Genomic DNA, 26,895 nt, shown 5'->3' with positions numbered 1-26,895 from the left:
TCACATCCTGAACACGCCGAAACGTGTCTCCTCGATCGGGGCATTCAGAGCGGCGCTGAGCGACAGGGCCAGCACATCGCGGCTTTTGCGCGGGTCAATGATGCCGTCATCCCACAGCCGCGCCGAGGCGTAGAGCGGATGCGACTGTTCCTCGAACATATCCAGCGTCGGGCGTTTGAACTCGGCCTCTTCTTCGGCGGACCATGTTCCACCCTGCCGTTCTATCCCGTCGCGTTTGACGGTGGCCAGAACGCCAGCGGCCTGTTCCCCGCCCATCACTGAAATGCGCGAATTCGGCCAAGTCCACAGAAAGCGCGGCTGATAGGCACGACCGGCCATGCCATAGTTCCCGGCCCCGAACGAGCCGCCGACCAGCATCGTGATCTTGGGCACCGACGTCGTGGCCACCGCCGTCACCATCTTGGCCCCATGCCGCGCGATGCCTTCGTTTTCGTATTTGCGACCGACCATGAACCCGGTGATGTTTTGCAGGAACACAAGCGGGATTTTGCGTTGCGAACACAGCTCGACGAAATGGGCACCCTTCTGCGCCGCCTCGGAAAACAGCACGCCGTTGTTGGCGATGATCCCAACCGGGCAGCCTTTGACATGGGCAAACCCCGTGACCAGCGTTTCGCCGAAGCGCGGTTTGAATTCGTCGAACCGAGACCCATCGACCAGACGCGCAATCACTTCACGGATGTCATAGGGCGTGCGCAGATCAGCAGGGACAACGCCCAGGATTTCCTCGGGGTCATAGGCCGGATCTTCGGGGCTGGCCCAGTCCACCGTCTGCGGCTTGCGGCGATTGAGTGACCCAACCGCCCGACGGGCCAGAGCCAGCGCGTGCGCATCATCCTCGGCCAGATAGTCGGCGACGCCGGACAGGCGCGTGTGCACATCGCCGCCGCCCAGATCTTCGGCGCTGACGACCTCGCCCGTCGCGGCCTTGACCAGAGGGGGGCCGGCCAGAAAGATCGTGCCCTGTTCCTTGACGATGATCGTCACATCGGACATCGCGGGCACATAAGCCCCACCGGCCGTGCAGGAGCCCATGACCACAGCGATCTGAGGGATACCCTTCGCGCTCATCCGCGCCTGGTTGTAGAAAATGCGGCCAAAATGGTCGCGATCGGGGAAAACCTCATCCTGACTGGGCAGGTTCGCGCCGCCACTATCGACCAGATAGATGCAGGGCAGATGGTTTTCCTCGGCAATCTCCTGCGCCCGCAGGTGTTTTTTGACCGTCATCGGATAATAGGTGCCGCCTTTCACGGTGGCGTCGTTGCAGACCACCATGACCTGCTGCCCCTGCACAAGTCCAATGCCCGCGATGACGCCGGCGCAGGGCGCGGCATCGCCATACATCCCATGAGCCGCCGTCGCGCCGATTTCGAGGAACGGAGACCCTGGGTCCAGCAGGTTCGCCACCCGCCGGCGCGGCAACATCTTGCCCCGCGACACATGGCGGTCGCGCGATTTCTCACCCCCGCCCATGCGCGCGGCCTCGGCGGCCTCAGAGATCTGCGCCAGCGCGTCGAGATGGGCTGCGCGGTTGGCCTTGAAGCCCTCGGAGGTGGGCATGGCTTTGGATGTGAGTTTCATTCTGCTTCTGATCCTCCTGGCGCATCTGACAATCGTTCAAGTTCTCTGGCTGCGCTCCATCGCACTACGATATTAAAAGTCTCACACATAAACTCTGTCATCTGAGAGCAGTCCCTATCAAATTCATCGTTTCTGAATTCCTCCAAACGACGCGGGTAAGACCATTTCTTAAAGCCGCTCAAACCTGCCACTTGATCAGGCAAGCCCTCCGCGATTTCTTTGGTTTTTGCCAGAAGATGAGCGTTCAATTTCTCAATACAAACGCGCCTTTCCACGGGCGGATGTCCAAGTTCGCAGTAATCATATGCCGAAGACATACACCGAGTATCCATTTCGTTTGCTATGGGGGCGCTAGAAAGCGCCGTGCATTTATCGAACCAAGTCGGGACATCCAGTCTTTCTTGCGTTTCCTGAGCGGCAACCAGAGGGACAGCACCAAAGGCCACAACACAAAGTGTCAGAAGTTGTTTCATTCATGAACCTCCCCCGCCGCACGGGCCTTCAACTCCTTGCGGATCACCTTCCCCGTCACGGTCATCGGCAGTTCCTCCAGAAATGCCACCTCGCGCGGATAGGAATAATGCGCCAGACGGTCCTTGACCCAACCCTGCAACTCGGCACCCGTGGCCTCGGCCCCCGGTTTCAACACCACATACGCCTTCACGATCTCGGTCCGCAGCTTGTCAGGTTTGCCGACCACGCCCACGGTGGCCACCGCCGGATGGGTCAGCAGGCAATCCTCGATCTCGGCCGGGCCAATGCGGTATCCGGCCGAGGTGATCACGTCATCATCCCGTCCGACAAAGCGCAGATAGTCGCCTTCCCACACGCCGCGGTCTCCGGTGATCAGCCAGTCACCCCGGAACTTCTCGGCCGTCGCTTGCGGATTGTTCCAGTATTCCAGCAGCATCGAGGCCGAACCCCGCCGGATGGCAACATCGCCTTCCTCGCTGGTCGGGTTGCCGTCACCGTCGATCACCGCGACTTCATGCCCGGGCACCGGCTTGCCGATACAACCGGATTGAACAGGGAAATCCTCGGCGCAGGAGGATACGACCATGTTGCATTCGGTCTGGCCGTAGAATTCGTTGATCGTCAGACCAAACGCACCTTGGCCCCAGGCCAGCATCTCGGCCCCCAGCGGCTCACCCCCGGACGCGACCGAGCGCAAACCCGGGATCGCCTGATCCGCCGCCTTGAGCATCCGCAGGGCAGTTGGCGGAAAGAACACATTCCGCACCCCGCCCCGCGCAATGATCTCGGCGCAGGCTTCGGGGGTGAACTTCTCAAGCCGCGCCGCGACAACCGGAATGCCCAGCGCAAGGCCCGGCATCAGCACATCGAACAACCCGCCGATCCACGCCCAATCCGCCGGGGTCCACAGGCAGTCTCCTTCGCGCAGGTGATTGTGGCTGATCGAGACACCCGGCACATGCCCGGTCAGAACCCGGTGCCCGTGCAGTGCGCCTTTCGGGCTGCCGGTTGTACCAGAGGTGTAGATCAATACGGCAGGATCCTCGGGCCCTGTCGCGGCATAGGGCAGCGCTGGACCCGCCACGCCAATTTCGGATGCGATCAGAGGTTCAGCCAGATCGCCCAGCAGATCCGCCCCTTCGGCATCGGTCAGCACGATCTGAACGCCCGCATCGCCCGCCCGCGACCGCAGCGCATCCTGCTTGAACAACTTGAACAAGGGCACCGAAATCGCGCCGATCTTCCAGATCGCCAGATGAGCTGCCGCACACCAGGGTGACTGGCTCAGCAGCACTCCGACCCGATCACCGGGCCGGACGCGGGCCAGCAGCGCGCGGGCGATCCCATCAGCCATTTGCGCCAGTTGCCCATAGGTTATCAGCCTCTGCCCTGTTCCGGTTAGATCGATCAGCGCCACCTGATCACCCGGATGGTCCAGGCATTGCTGCGCCATGTTCAGCCAGTCCGGTATGTCCCAGCCTCCTCCTGAGCGCAAACCCGGTATGCGCTCAGCGTGCAACAAGGCGAATTCCCCTTGTTTTCCTGATGCTTCGCGACCTGACCTTGGGCGGACACATCACGCAAACTTGATGCAGATCAGAGTGGCCGGACACCGCCTTTGCGAAACCAAGAGCATCAACATAACCAAAGGCAAGAATATGACAAAGAAACTCGCCGCTTTGACACTGTCTACCGCATTGGTCGCCCTGGCGGCTCCGGCTTTGGCCCAGTCGCAAGGGGACTGGACGCTGGGTATCGGTGTTGGCTATCTGGACCCGAAATCCGACAACGGCACGCTGGCCGGTGCAGCAGCGACGATCGACGCGGACACCCGCCCGATTTTCACCGCAGAGTACTTTATTCGCGACAACCTGGGCATCGAGCTTCTGGCGGCGACCCCGTTCAAACACACCGTGGCCCTTGGCGGTACGGACGCGGCAACGGTCAAGCACCTGCCGCCTACCTTGTCGCTGAACTATCACTTCCCGACCAACAGCGCCTGGAAACCCTATGTCGGCGCCGGTCTCAACTATACGATCTTCTTCGACGAGCAATCGCCCCTGGGCAACATCAAGGTCGATGACTCCTTCGGCGTCTCGTTGCAGGCGGGTCTGGATTACATGGTCACCGACAACGGGGCGATCCGCCTGAACGTGCGCTGGTTCGACATTGACTCGGACGTTTCGCTCAACGGCGCCCCCATCGGCACCGCGGAAATCGATCCCTGGCTGGTCGGTGTTTCCTACGTCCATCGGTTCTGATCCCGTTTCCAAAGCGCCCTGCGGTTACCTCGTCCGCAGGGCGTTCTTTCTTTCAGAGCATTTCATTCATCATTTCGCGGCCGATCAGCATCCGGCGAATCTCGCTGGTGCCTGCACCGATCTCCATCAGCTTGGCATCCCGGAAAATCCGGCTGACCGGCGCATCCGACAGGAAGCCCGCCCCGCCCAGCGCCTGAACCGCCTGATGGGCCTGAACCATCGCCTGTTCCGACGCGTAAAGGCAGCACGCTGCCGCATCCTGCCGGGTCACGTCACCGCGGTCACACGCCTTGGCGACTTCATAGACATAGGCCCGCGCCGAGTTCATCGCGGTGTACATGTCGGCAATCTTGCCCTGCATCAACTGAAAGCTGCCGATGGGTTTGCCGAACTGCTTGCGCTCAGCCAGATAAGGCATCACTTCGTCCAGACAGGCGGCCATGATGCCGGTCCCGATGCCTGCCAGCACGACCCGTTCATAATCCAGACCCGACATGAGCACGGCAACACCCTTGCCCTCCTCGCCCAACACGTTCTCGAACGGCACCTCGACGTCTTCAAAGATCAGCTCGGCCGTGTTCGACCCGCGCATACCCAGCTTGTCGAAATGGGGCGAGGTTGAAAAACCCTTCATCTCTTTTTCGATCAGAAATGCGGTGATACCCTTCGATCCGGCATCGGGGTCCGTCTTGGCATAAACCACCAGAGTATCCGCATCCGGCCCGTTGGTGATCCAGTATTTGTTGCCGTTCAGACGGTAATGATCGTTCCGCTTTTCCGCGCGCAGCTTCATCGACACCACATCCGACCCGGCCGAAGGCTCCGACATGGCCAGCGCCCCCACATGCTCGCCCGAGATCAGCCGCGGCAGGTACTTTTGCTTCTGTTCTTCATTGCCGTTCAGCTTGATCTGGTTCACGCACAGGTTCGAATGCGCCCCGTATGACAAAGAAACCGAAGCTGAAGCGCGCGCGACCTCTTCGACGGCGATCGTATGCGCCAGATAAGACATGCCTGCACCGCCGTACTCTTCCGGCACGGTAACACCCAGCAGACCAAGCTCTCCCATCTCTTTCCACAGCTCGTTCGGAAAGGCATTGGTGGCGTCGATCTCGGCCGCCATCGGCTTGACACGCTCCTGCGCCCAGCGATGCACCATCTCGCGCAGGGCATTCACATCCTCACCCAGATCGAACTTCATCGTGGCCATGAACATCTGCGTCTTCCCTCCGCTTTAATGAACAAGTGTTCAATAAATCTCTAGCAGCGAATCTGCTGCCGGTCAATCTTTGTGACAGCGCGTCCGAAATGGAAAACGCCGCCCCGCAAAGGGCGGCGTTTCAAAAGATCGAGCGTGCGCCGCAGGCGCACTCCGATTGGTCAAGGCTGATAAACCGCGCTCACTTCGGCCCGGATGATCCGGGCGATCAATCGACAATCCTCCAGGGAAAACGTCAAAGGCACGCGCATATCCATAACGCCGGCCAGAACGCGGTCACTTTTAGGCATCCGCTCGCTATCGAAATATCGCCAACTGTCATAGCGCGACGTGAATCCTGTCGGTTCGGCACCGCCGAACCACTTCAGCTCAACCCCACGCGCCGCGCAACGGCTGATCACTTCGGATATCCGTTCAGGCGCCCAATCCAGCAGCAGGAACTGAATCGAAGACCCGACATAGGTTTCCTCTTCGGGCCGTTCGACGATCGTCAGGCCCGGCGTACCCCGCAACCCGGTTTCGATCTCGCGATAACGTTCGTTCCACCGGGCCACCTGTCGGTCCAGATCCCGCAATTGCGGGCGCAGGATCGCCGCGCGCAAATTGTCCATCCGGCCAGAAACGTTGGGCGTGGTGTACTTGATCCGCTCGAACACCTCAGGCCCCGGCGCCGCCAGATGGCGTTCGTACAACATGTAGGACCCCGACAACATCGTGGCCTTGGCCGCCAGTTCCTCGTCATCGGTGACCAGCAAGCCCCCTTCGCCGGAATTGACATGCTTGTAGGTCTGACAGGAATAACACCCGATCGCGCCCTGCCGTCCTGACAACTGACCGCGCCAGGCTGCACCCATCGTGTGTGCGCAATCCTCGATCACGATCACCCCGGCTGCGTCACACATCTGCATCAGCCGGTCCATATCACACAGATGCCCGCGCATATGGCTGAGCATCAGAACACGCGCTTGATCCAGCTTGCCCTCAAGATCATCCAGATCAATGGTCAGGTCTTCCGTCACTCCGACAAATATTGCCCGCCCTCCGACCGAGGCGATGGACCCCGGGACCGGGGCCAGCGTAAACGCATTGGTTAATACCGGGTCGCTTGGCTGCACGCCAACCGCACGCAGGGCCGTGGCCAGAGCGTAACCGCCAGACGAAACCGCAAGACAGTATTTGGCCCCCATCTGCGCCGCAAATTCCTGCTCCAGCAGGGCCGTTTCCCCCAACTCTCCGGGGACGACATTGTATCGATGCAGACGCCCATGGCGCAGAACGGCCAGTGCCGCCTCGATTGCATCTTCCGGAAGGGGTTCCTGCTGCGTAAAGCTGCCAGAGAATACGTCGGTCATGGTCTTGTTCTGAGGCTCCGAAAGGGTCCGGTCAAGGTTTCAGGCTGCCGCACCGATCAGATCAGGCACGAGGCCGGGCAAGTCGTCAAAATGATGCAGAAGGGCTTCGGGTTCCAGCGCCGCCATGTCATCCCCCGATGGCCCGAAGGTAACCAGCACCGAAGGAACGCCCGCCGCCCTGGCGGTATTGCGGTCGGTATCCGAGTCTCCGACCAGTACGCACAAGTCCGGATCTCCCCCGGCACGGCGCGCGGCTTCACGCAACGGCGCCGGGTCCGGTTTGCGTACCGGCAGCGTATCGGCCCCGACCAAAGATGCAAAACGGTCCCGCACCCCCAAGCGAGTCAGCAACAATTCGGCCAGATGTTCCGGTTTGTTCGTGCAAATGCCCACACCGTACCCCGCGTCACTAAGCATCTCGACCGCCTGTAGTGCACCCGGGTAGAAACTGGTGTGGGTGTCGATGTCCTGCGCGTAGGCCTCAAGAAGAACCGGGTAATAGGCCTGCACCGTATCCTCGTCATAGGCCCCAACTCGTTTCAGCCCGTGGGTCAGCATCATGCGCCCACCTCGCAGCGCCACACCGGAATCCGGCCCGTGGACCAGTACATCCCCGTGCCCCATCTTGCGGAAACAATGGTTCGCGGCCGCCAGCAAATCGCCGGACGTGTCCGCCAAAGTGCCGTCCAGATCGAAGATGACGGTGCGCATTTCGCCCCCTTGCTCGGCAGGTTTTCGCCGTATCCTGTTTCAATCGGCAATCTTGTTTGATGGCCGAACGGCTTGCGCCTTTGACCTCAGCGGATAAAACGGACGGCAACAAAACACAAAGAGAAAACGAATTCATGACCACTGCCCTCGTCATCCTTGCCGCCGGAAAAGGCACCAGGATGAATTCGGACCTTCCCAAAGTTCTGCATCCCATCGCTCAGGTTCCGATGCTGATCCATGCGATGCGCGCCGGATCTGTCTTGTCGCCCGAACATACCGTGATCGTCACCGGCCACGGGTCCGAAGCCGTGGCAAAGGTTGCACGGGCCGAGGATGAAGGGGCGCAGATCACCGTGCAGGAAGACCAGTTGGGTACGGCCCATGCGGTCGCCCAGGCCCGAAGCGCATTGAGCGGCTTCGAAGGTGATGTGGTTGTTCTTTGCGGCGACACCCCGTTCCTGCAGCCCGACACGCTGGAAAGGATGATCGCCGCTCGGGCTGACAACGATCTGGTGATCCTGGGCTTCGAGGCCGCCGATCCTGCCCGTTATGGCCGGCTGGTTATGAATGGCGACGTGCTGGAACGCATTGTCGAATTCAAGGATGCGTCGAATGAAGAACGATCCATAACATTCTGCAATTCAGGACTTTTGGCCTGCAATGCGCAGCTGCTGTTTTCGCTGATCGACGAGGTCGGAAACGACAACGCTTCGGGCGAATACTATCTGACCGACGTGGTTGAAATTGCGCGCCGCCGTGGGCTGAACGTGACCGCAGTCGCGTGCGACGAGGCGCAGACGCTGGGCGTGAACTCTCGCGCCGATCTGGCGGCCGCCGATGCCGTATTTCAGGCACGCGCCCGTGGCGAGCTGCTTGAACTGGGCGTCACGTTGATGGCGCCTGACACGGTGTATCTGGCCGCGGATACGGTGGTCGGGCGCGATACGGTGATCGAACCGAATGTGGTGTTCGGCCCGGGCGTCACGGTCGAAAGCGGCGCAACGATCCGCGCCTTTTCGCATCTTGAGGGCTGCCATGTCAGCCGGGGCGCTGTCGTCGGCCCCTACGCGCGCCTGCGCCCCGGTGCCGAACTGGCCGAAAACACGCGGGTGGGCAATTTTGTCGAGATCAAGAATGCCGAAATCGCCGAAGGCGCGAAGGTCAATCACCTCAGCTATATCGGGGACGCTTCGGTTGGCGCAGCGACCAACATCGGTGCGGGCACGATCACCTGCAACTATGACGGCGTGATGAAGCACAAGACCACGATTGGTGAGAATGTCTTTGTCGGCTCGAACACCATGCTGGTGGCGCCGGTCACAGTGGGCGACGGCGCGATGACCGCGACGGGCACTGTCGTGACCAGGGATGTGGACCCTGATGCGCTGGCTGTTGCGCGGGCCAAGCAGGAAAACAAGCCCGGATATGCGCGCAAATTGTTTGATATGTTGAAGGCGAAAAAGGCTCGCCGCGATAAAAAGGCCTGAGGTATGTGTGGAATAGTAGGTGTTTTGGGGCAGCACGAGGCCGCCCCTATTCTGGTAGAAGCCCTGAAACGGCTTGAATATCGCGGCTATGACAGCGCCGGGATAGCAACCGTCAACGACGGCGTATTGGGCCGGCGGCGCGCGGTTGGCAAGCTGGTCAACCTCAGCGACCTTCTGGTGCATGATCCTCTTCCCGGAAAATCCGGCATAGGCCATACCCGCTGGGCCACGCATGGCGCCCCGTCGGTCAACAATGCACATCCGCACAAGGCGGGTCCTGTGGCCGTCGTTCACAACGGCATCGTCGAAAACTATCGCGACCTGAGGGCCGAACTGGCCGAACATGGCGTTGATTTCCAAACCGAAACCGACACGGAAACGGTTGCCCTCATGACGGAACACCACCTGAACTCGGGCCTGTCCCCGGTTGAGGCCGCGTTCAAGACGATCGACCAGTTGGAAGGCGCCTTTGCGCTGGCCTTTCTGTTCGACGGAGAGGACGACCTGATCGTGGCGGCCCGCAAGGGATCACCACTGGCCATCGGACATGGGGATGGCGAGATGTATGTGGGCTCTGACGCCATCGCCCTGGCGCCTCTGACCAACCAGATCACATATCTGGAAGAAGGCGACCGCGCGGTTCTGACCCGAACGTCGCTTGAAATCCGCAACGAAGCCGGTGAGCTGGCAAACCGGGAAAAGCGCAAGATCAAGCTGGATCATGCGCGTGCGGACAAGGGCGAGCACAAGCATTTCATGGCCAAGGAAATCGCTGAACAGCCCATCGTCGTGGCAGAGGCGATCCGGTCCTACCTGCCCACGGGCGGTGACCGCGTTGCACTGCCCGACGCCGATCTGGATTTCAGCAAGCTGGACCGTCTGACCATGGTGGCCTGCGGCACCGCGTTTTACGCCTGCCTGACCGCGAAATACTGGTTCGAGCAACTGGCCAAGATGCCGGTCGAGGTCGATATCGCCAGCGAGTTCCGCTATCGCGAACCTCCGATCACGGATCGAACACTGGCGCTTTTCGTCAGCCAGTCGGGCGAAACCGCCGACACGCTGGCCGCGTTGCGGTATTGTGAGGGCAAGGCAGACAAGATCGTTTCGGTCGTCAACGTGCCCGAAAGCTCGATTGCACGCGAAAGCGATATCGCCTTGCCGATCCATGCCGGTGTCGAAATCGGAGTGGCGTCGACAAAAGCCTTCACCTGCCAGTTGAGCGTGCTGCTGATGCTGGCGCTCAAGGCCGCAGCAGACCGGGGCACGATGACGGATGAGGACATCGCCGATCATGCCGCCGCGCTGCGCGGGTTGCCGACCGTGCTGAACGCCGCACTCGATCAGAACCGGGCAATCCGCAAAGCCGCCCAACGCCTGTCCGAGGCGCGCGACGTCCTGTTTCTGGGCCGTGGCCTGATGTATCCGCTGGCAATGGAAGGCGCGCTGAAGCTGAAGGAAATCAGCTATATCCACGCCGAAGGTTATGCGTCAGGAGAGTTGAAACACGGCCCCATCGCCCTGATCGACAAGCATATGCCCGTGGTTGTCATGGCACCCCGTGACACCGTGTTCGACAAGACCGTGTCGAATATGCAGGAAGTGATGGCGCGCAAGGGCAAGGTGATCCTGGTCTCTGATGATGACGGCATTGACGAGGCCGGCGACGGCGTCTGGAGCACCATCCGCATGCCGCATGTTCACACCAGTCTTGCACCGATCCTGTATTCGGTTCCCGCGCAATTGCTGGCCTATCACACGGCGGTTGCCAAGGGCACCGATGTGGATCAGCCGCGCAATCTGGCAAAGTCGGTCACGGTGGAGTGAATTATGGCCAAGCAGTTCCCACAGCTTGAGGAAGCGCATCAAAAGTTCATCGAAGATCAGCACATGTTCTTCGTCGGCACCGCTGGGGCCGAAGGTCGTGTCAATATTTCCCCCAAGGGAATGGATTCGCTGCGGGTATTGGGGCCGAACCGCATCGTCTGGATGAACCTGACCGGCAGTGGCAATGAAACGGCGGGGCATCTTTTGCAGATCAACAGGATGACGCTGATGTGGTGTTCCTTCACCACACGTCCGATGATCCTGCGCACCTATGGCACGGCACGTTGCCTGCATGTCGGGGATGATGGATGGGACGACCTTGCCGGTCTATTTCCTGATCACCGAAGCGCACGGCAGATCTATGACCATTCGATCGACATGGTGCAGACCTCTTGCGGCTATGCCGTGCCTTTCATGGAGTTCCAATCTGACCGCGATACAATGCAGAAATGGGTGGATGGAAAATCAGACGAGGACATCCGCTCGTATTGGGTGGAAAGGAACAGCCATACGATTGATGGAAAGCCAACCGGCGTACCGACGTGAGCCCAATGCTGAGTGGATATCTCGATCAGATCAAAGCGCATGGTGACCCCGAGCGCGCGACCCAGATGGCCAGTTACCACAAGGCGGATCGCATCTATCTGGGCGTCGCGAACCCGGTTCTCAACGACCTGACCAAGGCGTGGCGGAAAGAACTGGACGTACCGGCGCGGGCCGCATTGGCGGACGGGCTATGGCAAAGCAACATCCACGAGGGGCGACTTGCTGCATCCAAGCTTTTGACTCAGGCACGCATCCGACCGGATGCGGCGGTTTGGAATTTGCTTCAAAGCTGGCTGCCGGATTTCGATGCATGGGCCGTTGCGGACCACGCGTGCATGGCGATGCAAAAACGGCTTTCAGCAGATCCCGAGCGCTTGGACGAGGTTGAACTGTGGACCCGGTCCGATCACATGTGGACCCGGCGCGCGGCCTTGGTCGCAACCCTGCCCTGGACCAAACAGAACCACCCCAAGCCCGACGATCTGCACCGCCGTGATCGCATCCTTGGCTGGGCTGCGGGATATGTTTCAGACCGCGACTGGTTCATCCAGAAATCCATCGCCTGGTGGCTGCGTGAACTGTCCAAACATGACCCGGAACGCGTGATCGCCTTTCTGAAACAGCACGGTGATGCCATGAAGCCGTTTGCCCGCCGCGAAGCAGGCAAATACCTGAAAAATCAGTTCACATAGACCTCAAGCTCGACAAGTTCGTCGAAGGGCACCAGCAGGGCCCTCATGGCGTCCAGTGACAAGCGGCTGCCGCTGCTGTCCGGACCGGAAACCGGGACCAACGTGATATAGGCCTGCGCCCCGGTCCGTGGCACGACGACACGCGCTGTAACTTCGCTGTCCACCAACGGCGTCTGCATCCAGCGCCCCGGAGTGGTCGGATCCCCAAGCCCGGCGATGGTGGTTTTCGCGCCAACCCAGTTCGGGCGCGCGGAAACCGGTTCGGGTTGCAACACCTCTTCGGCAACTGCTGTGCCCGTTTCCGTGTCAGACACCGTCTGGGCGGGCGCGTCGCCCCCGCCGAACACTCGGTCCGTCGTTGACTGCACGGCGTCGCATCCGGCCGTCATTACGCATGTCAAAACAAGTATTTTCTTCATGCCAGAAACCTACAACCCTGCGCCTACCTGTTCCAGCGCAAAGCGCAGTTCGCCCTTGTCGCGGCCATGTTCCAGCTTTACCTATATGGCATGACAGCTCCGCTAATCGACCCGTTTGCCCGCGCCATCACGTATCTCCGCGTCTCCGTCACGGATCGCTGCGACTTCCGCTGCGTGTATTGCATGTCCGAGAACATGACCTTTCTGCCCAAGAAAGACCTGCTGACATTGGAGGAACTGGACCGGATGTGTTCGACCTTCGTCAGAATGGGGGTCGAAAAGCTGCGCATTACGGGTGGTGAGCCTTTGGTGCGTCGCAACATCATGACGTTCTTCAATTCGATGACACGTCATCTGGACAGCGGTGCATTGAAGGAGTTGACGCTGACAACCAACGGTTCGCAACTGCACCGATTTTCCGAAGACCTGTATGCGGCCGGTGTGCGTCGGGTGAATGTCTCGCTGGACACTCTGGATGATGACAAGTTTGCCAAGGTGACGCGCTGGGGTCGCCTGAAACAGGTTTTGAACGGAATCGACGCCGCGCAAAAAGCTGGACTACGGATCAAGATAAACGCCGTTGCCCTGAAAGGGTTCAACGAGCCCGAACTTCCTAAAATCACGGAATGGTGCGCCCAGCGGGATATGGATCTGACTTGGATCGAAGTCATGCCCATGGGCGATATCGGCAACGAAGACCGCCTGGATCAGTACTGGTCGCTCAAGGACGTGCGGAAAGAATACGAAAACCGCTATTCGGTCACCGATCTGGCCGAACGCAGCGGTGGCCCGGCCCGTTACGTGCGGCTCGAGGAAACCGGCCAGAAAATCGGTTTCATAACGCCGCTGTCGCACAATTTCTGTGAAAGCTGCAACAGGGTCCGCCTGACCTGCACGGGCGAACTCTACATGTGCCTGGGTCAGGAAGACATGGCCGACCTGCGCGGCGCCCTGCGCGATCATCCCGATACCGAACGGCCACTTGAAGACGCGATCCGATCTGCGATCAATCTCAAACCAAAAGGGCATGACTTCGACTATTCCCGCCAAGCCGTCGATGGCCGGATGAGCCGTCACATGAGCCATACAGGCGGCTGATATGCCGGATCACGACGGCCGCCCCACGGCGTTGTACCATGTGTACTGCGCCCTCACATCTCTGGCCGCGCCTCTGATATGGCGGGTCGTTCGGAACAAGCTGCGGGCAGCAAACGTACCTGATAAGCGGCAACAAGAACGCCTTGGCCATGCCAGCCTGCCCAGACCAAATGGGCGTTTGGTCTGGTTCCACGCCGCCAGCGTCGGCGAAAGCCTTTCGGTTCTCAGCCTGATCAGACGGCTAGCAGACCGCCTGCCCGAGGCAGAGTTTCTGATCACCTCGGGCACCCCGACCTCAGCGGCTCTGATCGAAAAACGCCTGCCGCCCCGTACACGGCATCAATTCCCGCCGCTTGACACGGCAGGCCCGGTCCGGCGCTTTCTGAACCATTGGCAACCAGAGGGCGGGGTTTTCGTCGAAAGTGAGATTTGGCCGCGTTTGATCGTCGAAAGCGCCAAACGCGGCGTTCCGCTGGCCCTTCTGAATGCACGACTGTCGGACAAGTCCGTTGCCGGTTGGAAAAAACGCCCCAGAACAGCGCGGTTCGTTTTGAACAAGTTCAACCTGTTCCTGACGCAAAACGACAAAACCGCAGCCAACCTGGCAGCCATGGGTGCCCCTGCCGGTCGCGTCCGGCCCGGCACCAATCTCAAGGCCATGTCAGACCCTCTTCCCATAGACCACGGCACGCTCGAAGACATCGGTTCTCAGATTTCTGGCAGACCTGTGTGGATCGCCAGTTCAAGCCATGCCGGTGAAGAGGAAATCGTTCTGGCCGCGCATAAATCACTTCTGGAACGCTGGCCCGATCTGCTGCTGTTGCTGATCCCCCGCCACCCAGAGCGCCGCGGCGATATCGCAAAACTACTGGACGCCTCCGATCTCAACGCCGCGTTCCGATCAGAAACTTCCCCGATCAAAACCGAAACCCAGGTATATGTCGCTGATACACTGGGCGAGACCGGCACATGGTACGCTCTGTCTCCCATCGTGTTCCTGGGCGGCTCCCTTAAAAATATCGGCGGCCACAACCCTTTCGAACCCGCCCAGGCCGGAGCCGCCGTGATAACCGGCCCCGGATACTTCAATTTTGCTGAAACTTTCGCGCCGTTGATCAAAACCGGTGGCGCCATCGAGGTTCGAACCGAAACAGATCTCTCTGCGGCGGTCGACCATTGGCTTTCAGACGACCAAGCCCTGACCCGGGCCCGCAGCGCCGCCCAATCCTGCGTCAAGACGCAAAGCAACGCACTGGACTCCGTCGTGGAAACGCTGTGCCGTTCGCTCGACCTGACGTAAGTAGGCGGGATCCTTCTTCATCTGGCCAAAAATATCCCGGGGGTGTGGGGGCAGAGCCCCCACCCGCCCCATCAGGCCGCCGGCATCCGCTGCTCGACGATCTCTGCCCACCAGCTGCACCCGGCGGGAATCGCCTCATCGTTGAAGTTGTATTCCGGGTGGTGAACCATGGCCGTATCGCCGTTACCCACTAGAATATAGGCGCCTGGGCGCTCCTCCAGCATAAAGGCAAAATCCTCGCCGCCCATGACCAAAGGCGCATCATCACAATCACCAGATACCGACCGGGCAACAGCTGCTGCAAACTCTGTCTGCTCTTCACTGTTCACCATCACCGGATACCCGCGGATGTAGGTCACATCGGCGGTGCCTCCGAACGTTGCCGCCACACCGTTGCAAATCTCATTGATCCGCTTTTCGGCCAGATCCCGCATATCCTTGCTCATGGTGCGCACGGTACCCTTGATCTGAACAGTCTGCGGGATCACGTTGAACGCTTTCGACGAGGTCTCGAACGACGTCACCGACACCACGACCTGATCGATCGGATCGGCATTGCGCGACGAAATCGTCTGAAGCGCCAACACCGCCTGCGCAGCAAGTACCGTGGTATCTACTGTTTCATGCGGCTTGGCAGCATGACCGCCGCGCCCTTCGAAAGTGATGTCGAACTGATCGGTTGCGGCAAAGAAGGAACCGGGACGGATGGCGAACTTGCCCACAGGTTGTCCCGGCCAATTGTGCATGCCGTAGACTTCCTGAATATTCCAGCGGTCCATCATGCCATCTTCGCACATTTCACGACCACCGCCGCCGCCCTCTTCGGCAGGCTGGAAGATCACAACAACCGTGCCATCGAAATTTCGGGTTTCAGACAGGTACTTCGCCGCACCAAGCAGCATCGCCGTGTGGCCATCATGGCCGCAGGCATGCATGGCGCCCGGCGTTTTCGAGGCATAGTCCAACCCCGTCGCCTCATGGATCGGCAGCGCATCCATATCCGCCCGCAAACCGATCACCTTGCCGCTGCTGTCCGATTTGCCCTTGATCACGCCAACAACGCCTGTACGCCCGATGCCGGTGACGACCTCGTCGCAACCAAACTCCTGCAACTTCTCGGCCACAATTGCGCTGGTGCGGTGCGTTTCGAACAGGATTTCAGGGTTTTGGTGCAGATCCCGTCGCCAGGCGGTGATCTCATCCTGCAATTCGGCAAAGCGGTTTTTGACTGGCATGTCTATTCTCTCCTAATTCAGTTCAAGCCGCCGGCATTCGGCGCTCGACCATTTCTGCGAACCACGAGCATCCGATCGGGATGATCTCGTCGTTGAAATCGTATTCAGGGTGGTGCAACCCGGCGCTGTCACCGTTGCCCAGAACGATGAAGGCTCCGGGCCGTTCCTCCAGCATGAACGAGAAATCCTCGCCCCCCATCACCATCGGTGCCTCGATGCAGCTGCCCCCGACCGAGACTGCGGCCTCTGCCGCATATCCCGTCTGAGTTTCGGCATTGATCGTCACCGGAACGCCGCGCGAGTAATTGACGTTCACGGAACCACCGAATGTTGCTGCAATCCCTTCGGCGACCTCTTTGAGGCGCTGTTCGATCAGATCTCGCATCTGGTTGGAATGGGTTCGGACCGTGCCGCGTATCTGCGCCGATTGCGGGATCACGTTGAACGCTTTCGATGACGTCTCGACAGACGTCACCGACAGCACGGCTTGCAGGATCGGATCGGCATTGCGCGACACGATCGTCTGCAATGCCACGATCATTTGCGACAGCATCACCGTCGTATCGACCGTCTCGTGGGGTTTTGCAGCGTGACCGCCGCGCCCTTCAAGATGGATATCAAACTCGTCCGCTGCGGCCAGCAAAGGGCCCGAACGGATCGCGAACTGCCCGGTCGGCAGGCCCGGTACGTTGTGCATCGCATAGACTTCCTGAATGCCGAACCGGTCCATCAGACCGTCCTTGCACATGGCCTCGGCACCATTCCCGCCCTCTTCGGCAGGCTGAAAGATCACGATTGCAGTGCCATCGAAATTGCGCGTCTCAGACAGGTACTTTGCCGCCCCCAAAACCATGGCGGTATGCCCGTCATGCCCGCAGGCATGCATCGCGCCTGATGTCTTCGAGGCATAGTCCAGCCCGGTCTGTTCCTGCATCGGCAGCGCATCCATGTCGGCGCGCAGGCCAATCACCCGGCCCTGCGTGTCGCTCTTTCCCCGAATGACCCCGACCACGCCGGTACGACCGATGCCTGTAACGACCCCATCACAGCCGAATTCCTTCAGCTTTTCCGCCACCAGCGCGCTGGTGCGGTGCGTGTCGTACAGAATTTCCGGGTGTTGGTGAATGTCACGCCGCCAGCCTGTGATCTCTTCGTGCATCTCTGCAAGGCGGTTTTTGATCGGCATGTCACTCTCCCTCAAATTATGCCACAGGCAATCGTCGTTCCACGATCTCCGCAAACCAACTGCAACCGGCGGGAATCGCATTGTCGTCAAAATTGTATTCCGGGTGATGGCACATCGCCGTGTCCCCGTTCCCGATAAAGATGTAAGCTCCGGGCCGTTCTTCAAGCATGTAGGCGAAATCTTCCGACGGCATGATCGGATCAGTGCTGTCATTGACCTTGCCCGCCACGGCCTCGGCCGCCTCGGCAGCGTATGCCGTTTCGGCCTCGGAGTTCACAGTCACAGGATAGCCGGGCGTCCAGACGACATCCGCCTTTGCGCCGAAGGCCGAGGCCGTATCCTCGGCGATCCTGCGCACGCGCTCTTCTGCAATGGCGCGGTATTCGGGGTCGAGTGTCCGGACGGTCCCCTGCAAGCGGACGGTATGCGCGATCACGTTCGACGCGACGCTGTCCGTTTCAAACGTACCCACAGTCAGCACCACGCGTTTGATCGGATCGACGGTGCGCGCCACGACGGATTGCAACGACACGACGATATGCGAGGCCACCAGCGTGGTATCTACCGCATCATGCGGTGCAGCGGCATGTCCGCCCTTGCCGGTGATCGTGATTTCAAACTCATCAGATGAGGCCAGCAAGGCGCCGGGTCGGATCGCGAATTCGCCCACCGGCAACCCCGGCATATTGTGCATGCCATAGACCTCATCAATGCTCCAGCGATCCATCAGGCCGTCCTGACACATGGCCAGACCGCCTGCGCCACCTTCTTCGGCGGGCTGAAAAATCAGAACAACGGTGCCATCGAAGTTTCGGGTTTCAGCCAGGTACTGGGCGGCCCCAAGCAGCATCGAGGTATGCCCGTCATGCCCGCAGGCGTGCATCTTGCCCGATACGGTCGAGGCATAGTCCAACCCCGTCGCTTCTTCGATCGGCAATGCGTCCATGTCGGCGCGCAATCCGATCACGCGCCCGGTCGTATCCTGCCGTCCCCGGATCACGGCCACGACACCCGTCCTGCCAATTCCCGGCGTGATCTCATCCACACCAAATTCCCTGAGACGCTCGACTACGAAAGCAGCCGTTTCATGCACGTCATACATCAGTTCAGGATGTGCGTGCAGGTGGCGGCGCCACTTGGTAATATCGCCATGCATCTCTGCAAGTCTGTTTTTGACAGGCATCTCAAGACCCTCCCCTGAACCACTGAAGCCACGTTGGATGTTACGCCGCGCTCAGCCTTTCAACCAATCGTTGCATGAACCCATGCCCAGCTTCGAACTGCGCGATCGATATGAACTCGTTCGGCTGATGAGCCTGCGCGATATCGCCGGGGCCGCAGATCACCGCTGAGTACCCGGCCGCCTGAAACTGCCCCGCCTCGGTCCCATAGCTGACGACGTGGCTGGCGTTGTCCCCGGTCAGGGCGCGCACCAAAGCTTCGGCTTCTCCGTCCTGTTCGGGCACCAGCCCCGGGATCGCGAAATGCTCAGACAGTTCGATGCGCGCATCGGGGTGAACGGCCTGCATCCGAGCTTCGACCTGGCGGACCTGTTCGATATAGGCATCGCGCCATTCAGCCTGCGTTTCGTCCGGCACCGTGCGGAAATCCATCATGAAAGTGCAGTCTTTGGCGGTGATGTTATGGGCGGTTCCGCCTTCAATCATGCCGACATGACAGGTTGTCCAAGGCGGATCAAATACAGCCGCGATTTCGCTCTGCTCAGCAGCCATGCTTTCGGCATTTCTGTGATTTGCCCAATCGATCAAAGGCGCCGCCGCCATGATAGCGTTCACGCCAGTGTGCATAATCGAGCTGTGCACTTCGAACCCGACGATATGTGTATCGATGCCGAACCCGCCCTTATGCCCCGTTACCGCCTGCATCATCGACGGCTCACCCACTATCACTGCCGATCCCTTGGGCAGAACCTGTTGCATTGCTTCAATCATCGGCGGTGCACCGGTGCATCCGACCTCTTCGTCAAAGCTGAGCGCCAACTGAAGCGGCCGGCTGATATTGGCATGGTGTGCTTCGACCAGGGCCCAGATGGCCAAGGCGTCAAACCCCTTCATGTCGCAGGTGCCGCGACCGAAGTATCTGCCGTCTTTCTCGGTCACCGTGAAAGGATCAGTGTCCCACGGCTGACCGTCCACCGGCACGACATCCGTGTGACCGGACAGAACCACCGCGCCTTGTTCCATCGGACCAACATGCGCAAAGATCGCGGCCTTGTGCGGTTGGTCCGGATCCGGCCAGCGGTGGCTTTCGATTCCGTGGCCCTGCAAGTAGTCCTGAACCCAATCCACCAGCGGCAGATTGGTATCACGGCTTACGGTCGGAAATGAGATCAGCTGTGTCATGATCTCAAGCGGGGTCAGGCGTTTCGCCATTGGGGTCAATACCCGCTGTCCGTGGTCAGAATGAAGTGCCCTGCCTCAACCTCTTGATATTGCGAAGGTTCCGGCGTGTAGTTGGTGGGATGAATAGGAGAAGGGATCGGTTTGAAATTCAGATCCTTTTCCGATTTCCGCTTGTTCGGGTCCGCGATCGGAACCGCCTTCATCAGCGCCTGTGTATAGGGATGCTGCGGGTTCTCGAACACCCGCGCCCGGGGCCCAAGTTCGACAATGCGCCCCAGATACATGACCCCGACATAGTGGCTGACCCGTTCGACCACGGCCATGTCGTGGCTGATGAACAGGTACGACAGGCCCAGCTCGGACTGCAATTCCATCATCAGGTTCAGAACCTGCGCCTGCACCGACACGTCAAGGGCCGAGACCGCCTCATCCGCAATGATCAGCTTGGGATTCAGGGCCAAAGCGCGGGCAATGGCAATCCGCTGACGCTGACCGCCCGACATTTCATGCGGGAAGCGACGCATGAAGCTGCGCGGCAATTGCACCTTGTCGAACAATTGTGCCACACGATCCTGAAGTTCGGATCCCGACGCCACACCATAATTGCGCATCGGCTCGGCGACCTGGTCGACCAGCTGCATCTGCGGGTTCAGCGAGGCGAACGGGTCCTGGAAAATCATCTGCATGTCCAGCCGCGCCTTGCGCAAACCGGATGGATCAAGCTTCATGATGTCGACGCCGTCCAGATCAATCTCGCCCGCCAACGGCTCAACCAGCCGCAGGATCGAACGCCCCGCCGAAGACTTGCCGCAACCGGATTCCCCGACAAGACTGAGCGTCTGACCTTTGTTCAGAGTGAACGAGACATCCTCGACCGCATGAACGTTCGAAATCGTGCGCCGCAAAAGCCCGCCTTTGACCGGGAACCGTGTCGTCAGGTTCTTGACGGTCAGCAGAACCTCTTCCGTACCCGGAATTGGCGCAATGCTCTGCCCTTCGACCCCCAGCAGCTTCATCGGCTCGGGCGCAGATTTACCCTGCATCTCGCCCAGTTTCGGCACCGCGGCCAGCAGCGCCTTGGTATAGTCGTGCTGCGGGTTTTCAAAGATTTCCTTGACCGTGCCTTCTTCGACCTTGTTGCCGCGGAACATCACAACAACGCGGTCAGCCATCTGGGCAACCACGGCCATGTCGTGGGTGATGAACATCACCGCAGTTCCGGTTTCCCGCTTGAGGCGGTCCATCAAGGCCAGAATCTCGGCCTGAATTGTCACGTCCAGCGCCGTAGTGGGTTCGTCGGCAATCAACAGGCGCGGCTCACAAGCCATCGCCATCGCAATGACAACACGTTGGCGCATCCCGCCCGACAACTCATGAGGATATTGTTTCAAACGGCGCTCGGGCTCTGGGATACGAACCTGACGCAGCAATTCCAGCGCCCGTTCCTCGGCCTGCGCTTTCGTCATGTCCTTGTGGATGCGCAGACCTTCGGTCAACTGGCGGCCCACGGTGAAAACGGGGTTCAGCGCGGTCATCGGCTCTTGAAAGATCATCCCGATCTCGTTGCCGCGAATCTGCTTCATCAGATCCTGATCGGCCTTGGCCAAGTCCATTTCTTCGCCATCACGACGATCAAACAGCAATTCACCGCCCGCGATTTCGCCGCCACCGAACTCGACCAGACGCATCAAGGACAACGATGAAACCGACTTCCCCGAGCCCGATTCGCCAACGATACAAACGGTTTCGCCTGGTTTGACCTCGAACGAGACGTCCTCAACACCAACAACGGGACCGTCTTTTGTCTGAAACTCCACCCGCAGTTTTTTGATTTGAGCAATAGGCTGATCCAGCACGTGCGCGCTCCCTTGACGAGGTTATTCTTGTTCTGAATGCCGAACGCTACGGCGGGCCGCCGGGAAAAGTCAAACCCATTACACATTTTCGCGACGGCACCACTTGCATTTTTCTCAAGTTCTGTTTCGATACCCAACGTAACCGCCTTGGGGAGGCAGCGCCGATTTATGTCGTTAGCGCTATTATCTTTATTGATCAAAAACTTACCCCGAAGCGGCAACGCCAAACCCGCAGGCCTTGCGGAGATAATCGAGACACGAACGTGTCCAATTCGGGAGTGACTTATGAAAATCAAAACCCTTTTGCTTGGTGCGATCGCAAGCACGGCAATGGCCCCGATGGCCTTTGCCGAGCGCGGTTCGGACGGCAATGTCAGCATCATCTATTGGCAGGCTCCGTCGATCCTGAACCCGTTCCTGTCCGGCGGTACGAAAGACGTGGAATCAGCCTCGCTGGTGATCGAGCCACTTGCCCGCTACGACCAGGACGGCAACATGGTGCCATATCTGGCGTCAGAAATCCCAACCGTGGAAAATGGCGGTGTCAGCGAAGACCTGACGTCGATCACATGGAAAATCGCACCGGGAATCACATGGTCTGACGGCTCTCCGTTCACCGCTGCTGACGTAAAGTTCACCGCCGATTACTGTATGCACCCGGAAGGTGGCTGCGCGCAGGTGACCAAGTTCGAAGGCGTCACCTCGGTCGAAGCTGTTGATGACCTGACCGTCAAGGTCACTTTCGACGCACCGACCCCCTTCCCCTATGGCCCGTTCGTCGGCGGTGAAAGCCCGATCCTTCAAAAGGCCCAGTTCGAAAACTGCATGGGCGCCAAAGCCCCGGAATGCACCGAACAGAACTTCAACCCGATCGGCACCGGCCCCTTTGTCGTCACCGAGTTCAAACCGAACGACGTGATCACCTTCAAGGCCAACGACAACTATCGTGATCCGGCAAAACCTGCCTTCGCGACCGTGACCTTCAAAGGCGGCGGTGACGCGACGGCTGCAGGTCGTGCCGTCATGGAAACCGGTGAATTTGACTATGCCTGGAACCTGCAACTGGCTCCGGAAGTGATCGCACAGATGCAGGAAGGTGGCAAAGGTACGCCGGTTGCAGGCTTCGGCCCGCTGGTCGAGCGCATCATGCTGAACCAGACCAACCCGTCGCCCGAGTTGCCGGAAGGCGAGCGTTCGACGGCCAAGCATCCGCACCCATTCCTGAAGGACCCGGCCGTTTACAAAGCCATGTCCATGGCCATCGACCGTCCGCTGCTGGTGGAAATCGGCTATGGTCAGGCTGGTAAAGTGACCTGCAACTGGGTTCCGGCCCCTGCCGCGTTCAACTCGACCTCGATGACCTGCGACACGCAGGATATCGAAGGCGCCAAGAAACTGCTGGATGATGCCGGCATCGTCGATACCAACGGCGACGGCGTCCGCGAGAAGGACGGCGTTCCGCTGAAGATCGTCTATCAGACCTCGACCAACGCTGTCCGTCAGGACTTCCAGGCGCTGATCAAGGAATGGTGGAGCCAGATCGGCATTGAAACCGAACTGCGCAACATAAACGCATCGGTCTTCTTCGGTGGTGACCCGGGCTCGCCCGACACGTTCCAGAAGTTCTATGCCGACGTTGAAATGTACGCCAACACCTTCAACGGCACCGACCCGCAGTCCTATCTGGGCAACGGTCTGTGCGACAAGGCACCGCGTCCCGAGACGCAGTGGCAGGGCGAAAACATCAGCCGCTTCTGCAACGAAGAGTTCGACAAGCTGCACGCTCAATTGGCCGAAACCGCTGGTCTGGAAGCGCGTGCGGAAATCGCCAAGCAGCTGAATGACATCATGGTTCAGAATGGTGGCATGATCCCGCTGGTTCACCGTGGTCGCCTGTCGGCGCATGCAAACACCCTGGGTGGCGTTGTCCTGAACGTTTGGGACAGCGAGCTGTGGAATATTGCGGACTGGTACCGCAAGACCGGTTCCTAAGCACTGACCTTGCAAAACCGCGCCCCGATCGTTATCGGGGCGCGGTCATTTGCATCCCACCCCAACAAGAAGACGCATATAAAGGCGCCTCTTAATGCTTAATTTCACAATCAGACGACTGGTGCTGGCCGTTCCAACGCTGCTGTTCATCAGCCTCGTCATCTTCTTGCTCCTCGAACTCGCACCCGGCGATCCGATGGCACAGGTTCCTCTCACCGTTCCCCCCGAAGTCAAGGAAAAGATGCGCGAGGCGCTTGGCCTTGGCCAGCCGATGCATATCCGGTTCTGGAAATGGATCGTGCAATTCTTCTGGATCGAACCGCAGGTTCTGATCGACCACATCTTCGGCACCAGTTTTTCCGCAGGTGACCTGCGCGTGATATCCTGGCAGACCCGCTCGCCCGTCATGGACATCGTCGTTCAGCGTATCCCGCAGACCCTGTGGGTTGTCGGCACCGCCTATGTTGTCGCCATCCTGATCGCGCTGCCCATCGGCATCTATTCGGCCTATCGCCAGTATTCCTGGTTCGACCAGATGGGCACCTTCGTGTCGATGGTCGGCTTCTCGGTCCCTCCGTTTTTCTCGGGCGTTCTGGTGATCGTGATCTTTTCAGTCCAGTTGGGCTGGTTCCCTTCGATCTATGACACGACCCATGTCGTCAACAGCTGGGACAGCTTCGTCGTGCAGCTGAAACAGATGATCATGCCGGTCATGGTGCTGGCGTTGCAGATCACGGCGCAGCTCAGCCGTTTCATGCGCGCCTCGATGCTGGACAATCTCAACCAGGATTACGTCCGCACCGCACGCGCCAAGGGGCTCAGCGAATACACCGTCGTCATGGTCCACGTTCTGCGGAACTCGATGATCCCCGTGGTCACGGTCATTGCACTGGGCATTCCGGCCATCTTCGGCGGCGCCATCATCACCGAGCAGGTTTTCAAGGTGAACGGTATCGGCCAGTTGCTGATTGGCGCCATTCAGGCCAACGACCTGCCGATGGTGCAAACCCTGACCTTCATCTTTGCCGTGCTGATCGTGCTGTTCAACCTGATCGCCGACGTCCTGTATGGCATTCTGGACCCGAGGATTCGCTATGACTGATCACGACAAATCAGATACGCTGATCCCCGACGAAGGTCTGGCCCCGGCATCCACCGCGCTGCCAACCGCTGATGTGATGGAGGAACTCACGACCCCGCCGCGCAGCCAATGGCGCGACGTCTGGGATCAGTTCAAGACGCACAAGGGCGCCATGGTGGGTGCGGTGCTGTTCATCCTGATCGTGGCGGGGGTCTATCTGGGCCCCTATCTCTGGAGCATCGATCCAACGCAGATCGATATCCGGGCCCGCAATCAGGGGCCAAGCTGGGCGCATCCCTTCGGCACCGACCAGTTGGGCCGGGATATTCTGGCGCGCATGATGTCGGGCGGTCAAACCTCGGTATCGGTGGGCATCACCGCGATGCTGCTGGCACTGTTCCTGGGATCCTTTATCGGCGTTCTGGCCGGGTTCTTCAAACGGCTGGATGGTCCGCTTATGCGTCTGACGGACCTGTTTCTGGCCCTGCCCCTGCTGCCCTTGCTGCTGGTCATGATGCTGCTGTTCCGTGAACCCCTGTCGGCCGCGTTCGGGTTGGAGCGCGGGATCTTCATCCTGATCGTCTGCGCCATCGGCATCACCTCGTGGATGCCTACGGCGCGGATCGTACGGGGTGACGTGCTGGCCATAAAAGAACGTGAATTCGTTCTGGCGGCCCGGTCCATCGGCACCAGCAACACTCAGATCATCACGCGGCATATCCTGCCGAACGTGTTGTCTCCGATCATGGTATCGGCGACGCTGGGGATTGCGACGGCGATCATTACCGAAAGCGCGCTTTCCTTCCTGGGGCTGGGCTTTCCGCCCGACTTCCCGACATGGGGCCGCCTGCTGTTCGACGGAGTCGATTACCTACAGCAATACCCCGAGCGTGTATTCTGGCCTGGTCTGGCAATCTCGCTGACCGTCCTGAGCGTCAACTATCTGGGTGACGGTCTGCGCGATGCGCTGGATCCCCGCATTCGCGGTCGTTGAACACTCTCAGCCGGCGCGCTTCATCGCGCCGGCCAACAACACGATCAGAACGGCCAATGGCAGCAGCACGGCGAATGCCAGACGCAGGCCGAACACTTCCGCCAAAAAGCCAATCAACGGCGGACCGATCAACAGCCCCCCATACCCCAATGTTGCAACACTCGCGATGGCTTGCCCCGGCGGCACATTCGGATCGCTGGCCGCCCGGCTGAATGCCAGCGGCATGATCACGGCATACCCTATTCCCATCAAGGCAAAGCCGGCCAGCACGGGCAGGATCGTTGCTGTTGAAACCACCGTGAAAACCCCAAACGCCGCGCAAATACCGCCGAACCGGGCGGAAACGACCGGTCCGAACCGGGTGATGACAAGCGCGCCTGCAAGTCGAAACGCCACCATGGTCACTGAAAATACCGCATAGCCCAAGGCAGCGACGCTTTCGGACGCCCCTGTGATGTCACGCAGATATATCGCGCTCCAGTCCGCGACGGCCCCTTCGCCCAATGCCCCGCACAAGGCGGCTATGCCAACCAGTATCAACGCACCGGAAGGCAAGGCGAAAACCGTACTCTGAGGCCCTTGGGATTGGCGCGAAGTCCAGCTTACCCAAGATGACGCAAGCGCAAGGCCAACAACCACGCCACCCGCCAACAGGAAGTGCACAAGAACCGTCAGCCCCATCTGAACCGCGGCATAACCGCTGAGCGCGCCAAGACCGGCACCAAGGCTCCACATTGCGTGGAACGAGGACATAACGGGTTTGTCATATGCCTGCTCTACCTCGGCGGCCCATGCATTCATCGCAACATCCATCGACCCGTGAAAGGCGCCAAAGACAAAAAGGAACACTGCCAGCCCCCAAAGCCCATCAGCCATGGCAAGCAGGATCAGCGACCCCGTGTACAGAACCGCAATGATCCGGGTGATTGCAACTGCGCCGAATCGATCCGTAAGCCGCCCGGTTATCGGGAAAGAGCAGACAGCCCCCGCAGCCATGAACAACAGGCCGTATCCGAGCGCCTCATGGGACAGTTCCAAGCGGTCACGTATGGCGGGAATGCGCGACGCCCAGATTCCGAACAGGGCACCATTCAGAATGAACATGGCGGCGACAGCGCGCCATGCTGCAACTATGCTTATCATCCCAAGCCCTCGCTCTGCTTGCCCAATGCCCCTGTTCTACAGGTCAGAGGAAAC

At 59.7% G+C, this 26,895-nt stretch carries 23 protein-coding genes; 10 read left to right on the top strand and 13 right to left on the bottom strand.

Translation table 11 applies throughout. The features are described 5' to 3' along the window. The 3 genes from GOW60_RS01215 to GOW60_RS01205 are packed head-to-tail and all read right to left on the bottom strand — an operon-like array spanning position 1 to position 3,601. A complete protein-coding gene (locus GOW60_RS01215; protein WP_171227948.1) occupies positions 1–1,605 on the bottom strand; it encodes a carboxyl transferase domain-containing protein in 1,605 nt (534 codons plus the stop codon). Then, positions 1,602–2,078, bottom strand: a complete 477-nt coding sequence (locus GOW60_RS01210; protein ID WP_171227947.1) for a hypothetical protein — start codon at positions 2,076–2,078, stop codon at positions 1,602–1,604. The genes GOW60_RS01215 and GOW60_RS01210 overlap by 4 nt, the downstream gene beginning before the upstream one ends. Continuing rightward, positions 2,075–3,601, bottom strand: coding sequence for an AMP-binding protein (locus GOW60_RS01205; RefSeq protein WP_171227946.1), 1,527 nt, complete (start codon positions 3,599–3,601; stop codon positions 2,075–2,077). The genes GOW60_RS01210 and GOW60_RS01205 overlap by 4 nt, the downstream gene beginning before the upstream one ends. Positions 3,602–3,737: 136 nt before the next feature. Between GOW60_RS01205 and GOW60_RS01200 the strand changes: the two genes are divergently transcribed. Then, positions 3,738–4,340, top strand: a complete 603-nt coding sequence (locus GOW60_RS01200; RefSeq protein WP_171227945.1) for an OmpW family protein — start codon at positions 3,738–3,740, stop codon at positions 4,338–4,340. Between the two features lie 52 nt (positions 4,341–4,392). On the opposite strand, the gene GOW60_RS01195 is transcribed toward GOW60_RS01200, so the two are convergent. The 3 genes from GOW60_RS01195 to GOW60_RS01185 all read right to left on the bottom strand — a co-directional run bounded on the left by GOW60_RS01195 (position 4,393) and on the right by GOW60_RS01185 (position 7,622). After that, entirely contained in the window at positions 4,393–5,556 is a 1,164-nt protein-coding gene (locus GOW60_RS01195) for an isovaleryl-CoA dehydrogenase (RefSeq protein WP_171115013.1), read from the bottom strand. A gap of 164 nt (positions 5,557–5,720) precedes the next feature. Beyond that, positions 5,721–6,911 (bottom strand): DegT/DnrJ/EryC1/StrS aminotransferase family protein, encoded by a 1,191-nt coding sequence (locus GOW60_RS01190; protein ID WP_171227944.1) that lies wholly within the window; start codon positions 6,909–6,911, stop codon positions 5,721–5,723. 39 nt (positions 6,912–6,950) lie between these two features. Continuing rightward, positions 6,951–7,622: an HAD-IA family hydrolase gene (locus tag GOW60_RS01185; RefSeq protein ID WP_171227943.1), complete on the bottom strand. Its 672-nt coding sequence runs from the start codon at positions 7,620–7,622 to the stop codon at positions 6,951–6,953. Positions 7,623–7,756: 134 nt separating this feature from the next. Here GOW60_RS01185 and glmU point away from each other — a divergent pair, with 134 nt between their 5' ends. From glmU to GOW60_RS01165, 4 genes are read left to right on the top strand one after another with little or no spacing between them, the layout of a single operon-like run. Beyond that, positions 7,757–9,109 carry a bifunctional UDP-N-acetylglucosamine diphosphorylase/glucosamine-1-phosphate N-acetyltransferase GlmU gene (gene glmU, locus GOW60_RS01180; RefSeq protein ID WP_171227942.1) on the top strand — a complete coding sequence of 451 codons (1,353 nt, stop codon included), beginning with the start codon at positions 7,757–7,759 and terminating at the stop codon, positions 9,107–9,109. Positions 9,110–9,112: 3 nt separating this feature from the next. Continuing rightward, positions 9,113–10,936: a glutamine--fructose-6-phosphate transaminase (isomerizing) gene (gene glmS, locus GOW60_RS01175; protein ID WP_171227941.1), complete on the top strand. Its 1,824-nt coding sequence runs from the start codon at positions 9,113–9,115 to the stop codon at positions 10,934–10,936. Positions 10,937–10,939: 3 nt separating this feature from the next. Then, on the top strand, positions 10,940–11,482 hold the full coding sequence (locus tag GOW60_RS01170) for a pyridoxamine 5'-phosphate oxidase family protein (RefSeq protein ID WP_171227940.1): 543 nt from the start codon (positions 10,940–10,942) through the stop codon (positions 11,480–11,482). 5 nt (positions 11,483–11,487) lie between these two features. Beyond that, a complete protein-coding gene (locus GOW60_RS01165) occupies positions 11,488–12,174 on the top strand; it encodes a DNA alkylation repair protein (protein ID WP_171227939.1) in 687 nt (228 codons plus the stop codon). On the opposite strand, the gene GOW60_RS01160 is transcribed toward GOW60_RS01165, so the two are convergent. Next, positions 12,162–12,593 (bottom strand): hypothetical protein, encoded by a 432-nt coding sequence (locus tag GOW60_RS01160; protein ID WP_152458607.1) that lies wholly within the window; start codon positions 12,591–12,593, stop codon positions 12,162–12,164. The two genes, GOW60_RS01165 and GOW60_RS01160, sit on opposite strands and share 13 nt — an antisense overlap. A gap of 90 nt (positions 12,594–12,683) precedes the next feature. Here GOW60_RS01160 and moaA point away from each other — a divergent pair, with 90 nt between their 5' ends. Together moaA and GOW60_RS01150 are read left to right on the top strand one after the other, a co-directional pair. Further along, on the top strand, positions 12,684–13,691 hold the full coding sequence (gene moaA / locus GOW60_RS01155) for a GTP 3',8-cyclase MoaA (RefSeq protein ID WP_171227938.1): 1,008 nt from the start codon (positions 12,684–12,686) through the stop codon (positions 13,689–13,691). A gap of 1 nt (position 13,692) precedes the next feature. Continuing rightward, the gene (locus GOW60_RS01150; protein ID WP_171227937.1) at positions 13,693–14,991 is read left to right on the top strand and encodes a 3-deoxy-D-manno-octulosonic acid transferase; all 1,299 of its coding nucleotides are present in this window, start codon (positions 13,693–13,695) and stop codon (positions 14,989–14,991) included. Positions 14,992–15,062: 71 nt separating this feature from the next. Here GOW60_RS01150 and GOW60_RS01145 read toward each other — a convergent pair whose 3' ends face one another. From GOW60_RS01145 to GOW60_RS01125, 5 genes are read right to left on the bottom strand one after another with little or no spacing between them, the layout of a single operon-like run. Next, entirely contained in the window at positions 15,063–16,226 is a 1,164-nt protein-coding gene (locus GOW60_RS01145) for a M20 aminoacylase family protein (RefSeq protein ID WP_171227936.1), read from the bottom strand. A 22-nt stretch (positions 16,227–16,248) separates the two neighbouring features. Beyond that, positions 16,249–17,412, bottom strand: coding sequence for a M20 aminoacylase family protein (locus GOW60_RS01140; protein ID WP_171227935.1), 1,164 nt, complete (start codon positions 17,410–17,412; stop codon positions 16,249–16,251). Positions 17,413–17,428: 16 nt separating this feature from the next. Next, entirely contained in the window at positions 17,429–18,595 is a 1,167-nt protein-coding gene (locus GOW60_RS01135) for a M20 aminoacylase family protein (RefSeq protein ID WP_171227934.1), read from the bottom strand. 40 nt (positions 18,596–18,635) lie between these two features. Continuing rightward, the gene (gene argE / locus GOW60_RS01130) at positions 18,636–19,805 is read right to left on the bottom strand and encodes an acetylornithine deacetylase (RefSeq protein WP_171227933.1); all 1,170 of its coding nucleotides are present in this window, start codon (positions 19,803–19,805) and stop codon (positions 18,636–18,638) included. A 5-nt stretch (positions 19,806–19,810) separates the two neighbouring features. Further along, a complete protein-coding gene (locus GOW60_RS01125) occupies positions 19,811–21,631 on the bottom strand; it encodes an ABC transporter ATP-binding protein (RefSeq protein WP_171227932.1) in 1,821 nt (606 codons plus the stop codon). A gap of 285 nt (positions 21,632–21,916) precedes the next feature. Here GOW60_RS01125 and GOW60_RS01120 point away from each other — a divergent pair, with 285 nt between their 5' ends. From GOW60_RS01120 to GOW60_RS01110, 3 genes are all read left to right on the top strand, one after another. Then, complete coding sequence (locus tag GOW60_RS01120; protein ID WP_171114988.1) at positions 21,917–23,623, top strand: peptide ABC transporter substrate-binding protein; 1,707 nt, start codon at positions 21,917–21,919, stop codon at positions 23,621–23,623. Between the two features lie 94 nt (positions 23,624–23,717). Beyond that, on the top strand, positions 23,718–24,725 hold the full coding sequence (locus GOW60_RS01115; protein ID WP_171114986.1) for an ABC transporter permease: 1,008 nt from the start codon (positions 23,718–23,720) through the stop codon (positions 24,723–24,725). Further along, a complete protein-coding gene (locus GOW60_RS01110) occupies positions 24,718–25,698 on the top strand; it encodes an ABC transporter permease (RefSeq protein WP_152458617.1) in 981 nt (326 codons plus the stop codon). The genes GOW60_RS01115 and GOW60_RS01110 overlap by 8 nt, the downstream gene beginning before the upstream one ends. Positions 25,699–25,704: 6 nt before the next feature. On the opposite strand, the gene GOW60_RS01105 is transcribed toward GOW60_RS01110, so the two are convergent. Continuing rightward, complete coding sequence (locus GOW60_RS01105; RefSeq protein WP_171227931.1) at positions 25,705–26,841, bottom strand: MFS transporter; 1,137 nt, start codon at positions 26,839–26,841, stop codon at positions 25,705–25,707. Positions 26,842–26,895: the final 54 nt, after the last annotated feature.

It is taken from the genome of Ruegeria sp. HKCCA4008 (genome assembly GCF_013033125.1).
Classification (GTDB): Bacteria; Pseudomonadota; Alphaproteobacteria; order Rhodobacterales; family Rhodobacteraceae; genus Ruegeria.
The sequence above is the reverse complement of the archived record's forward strand: the minus strand, read 5'-3'. Positions and strand labels throughout refer to the sequence as shown.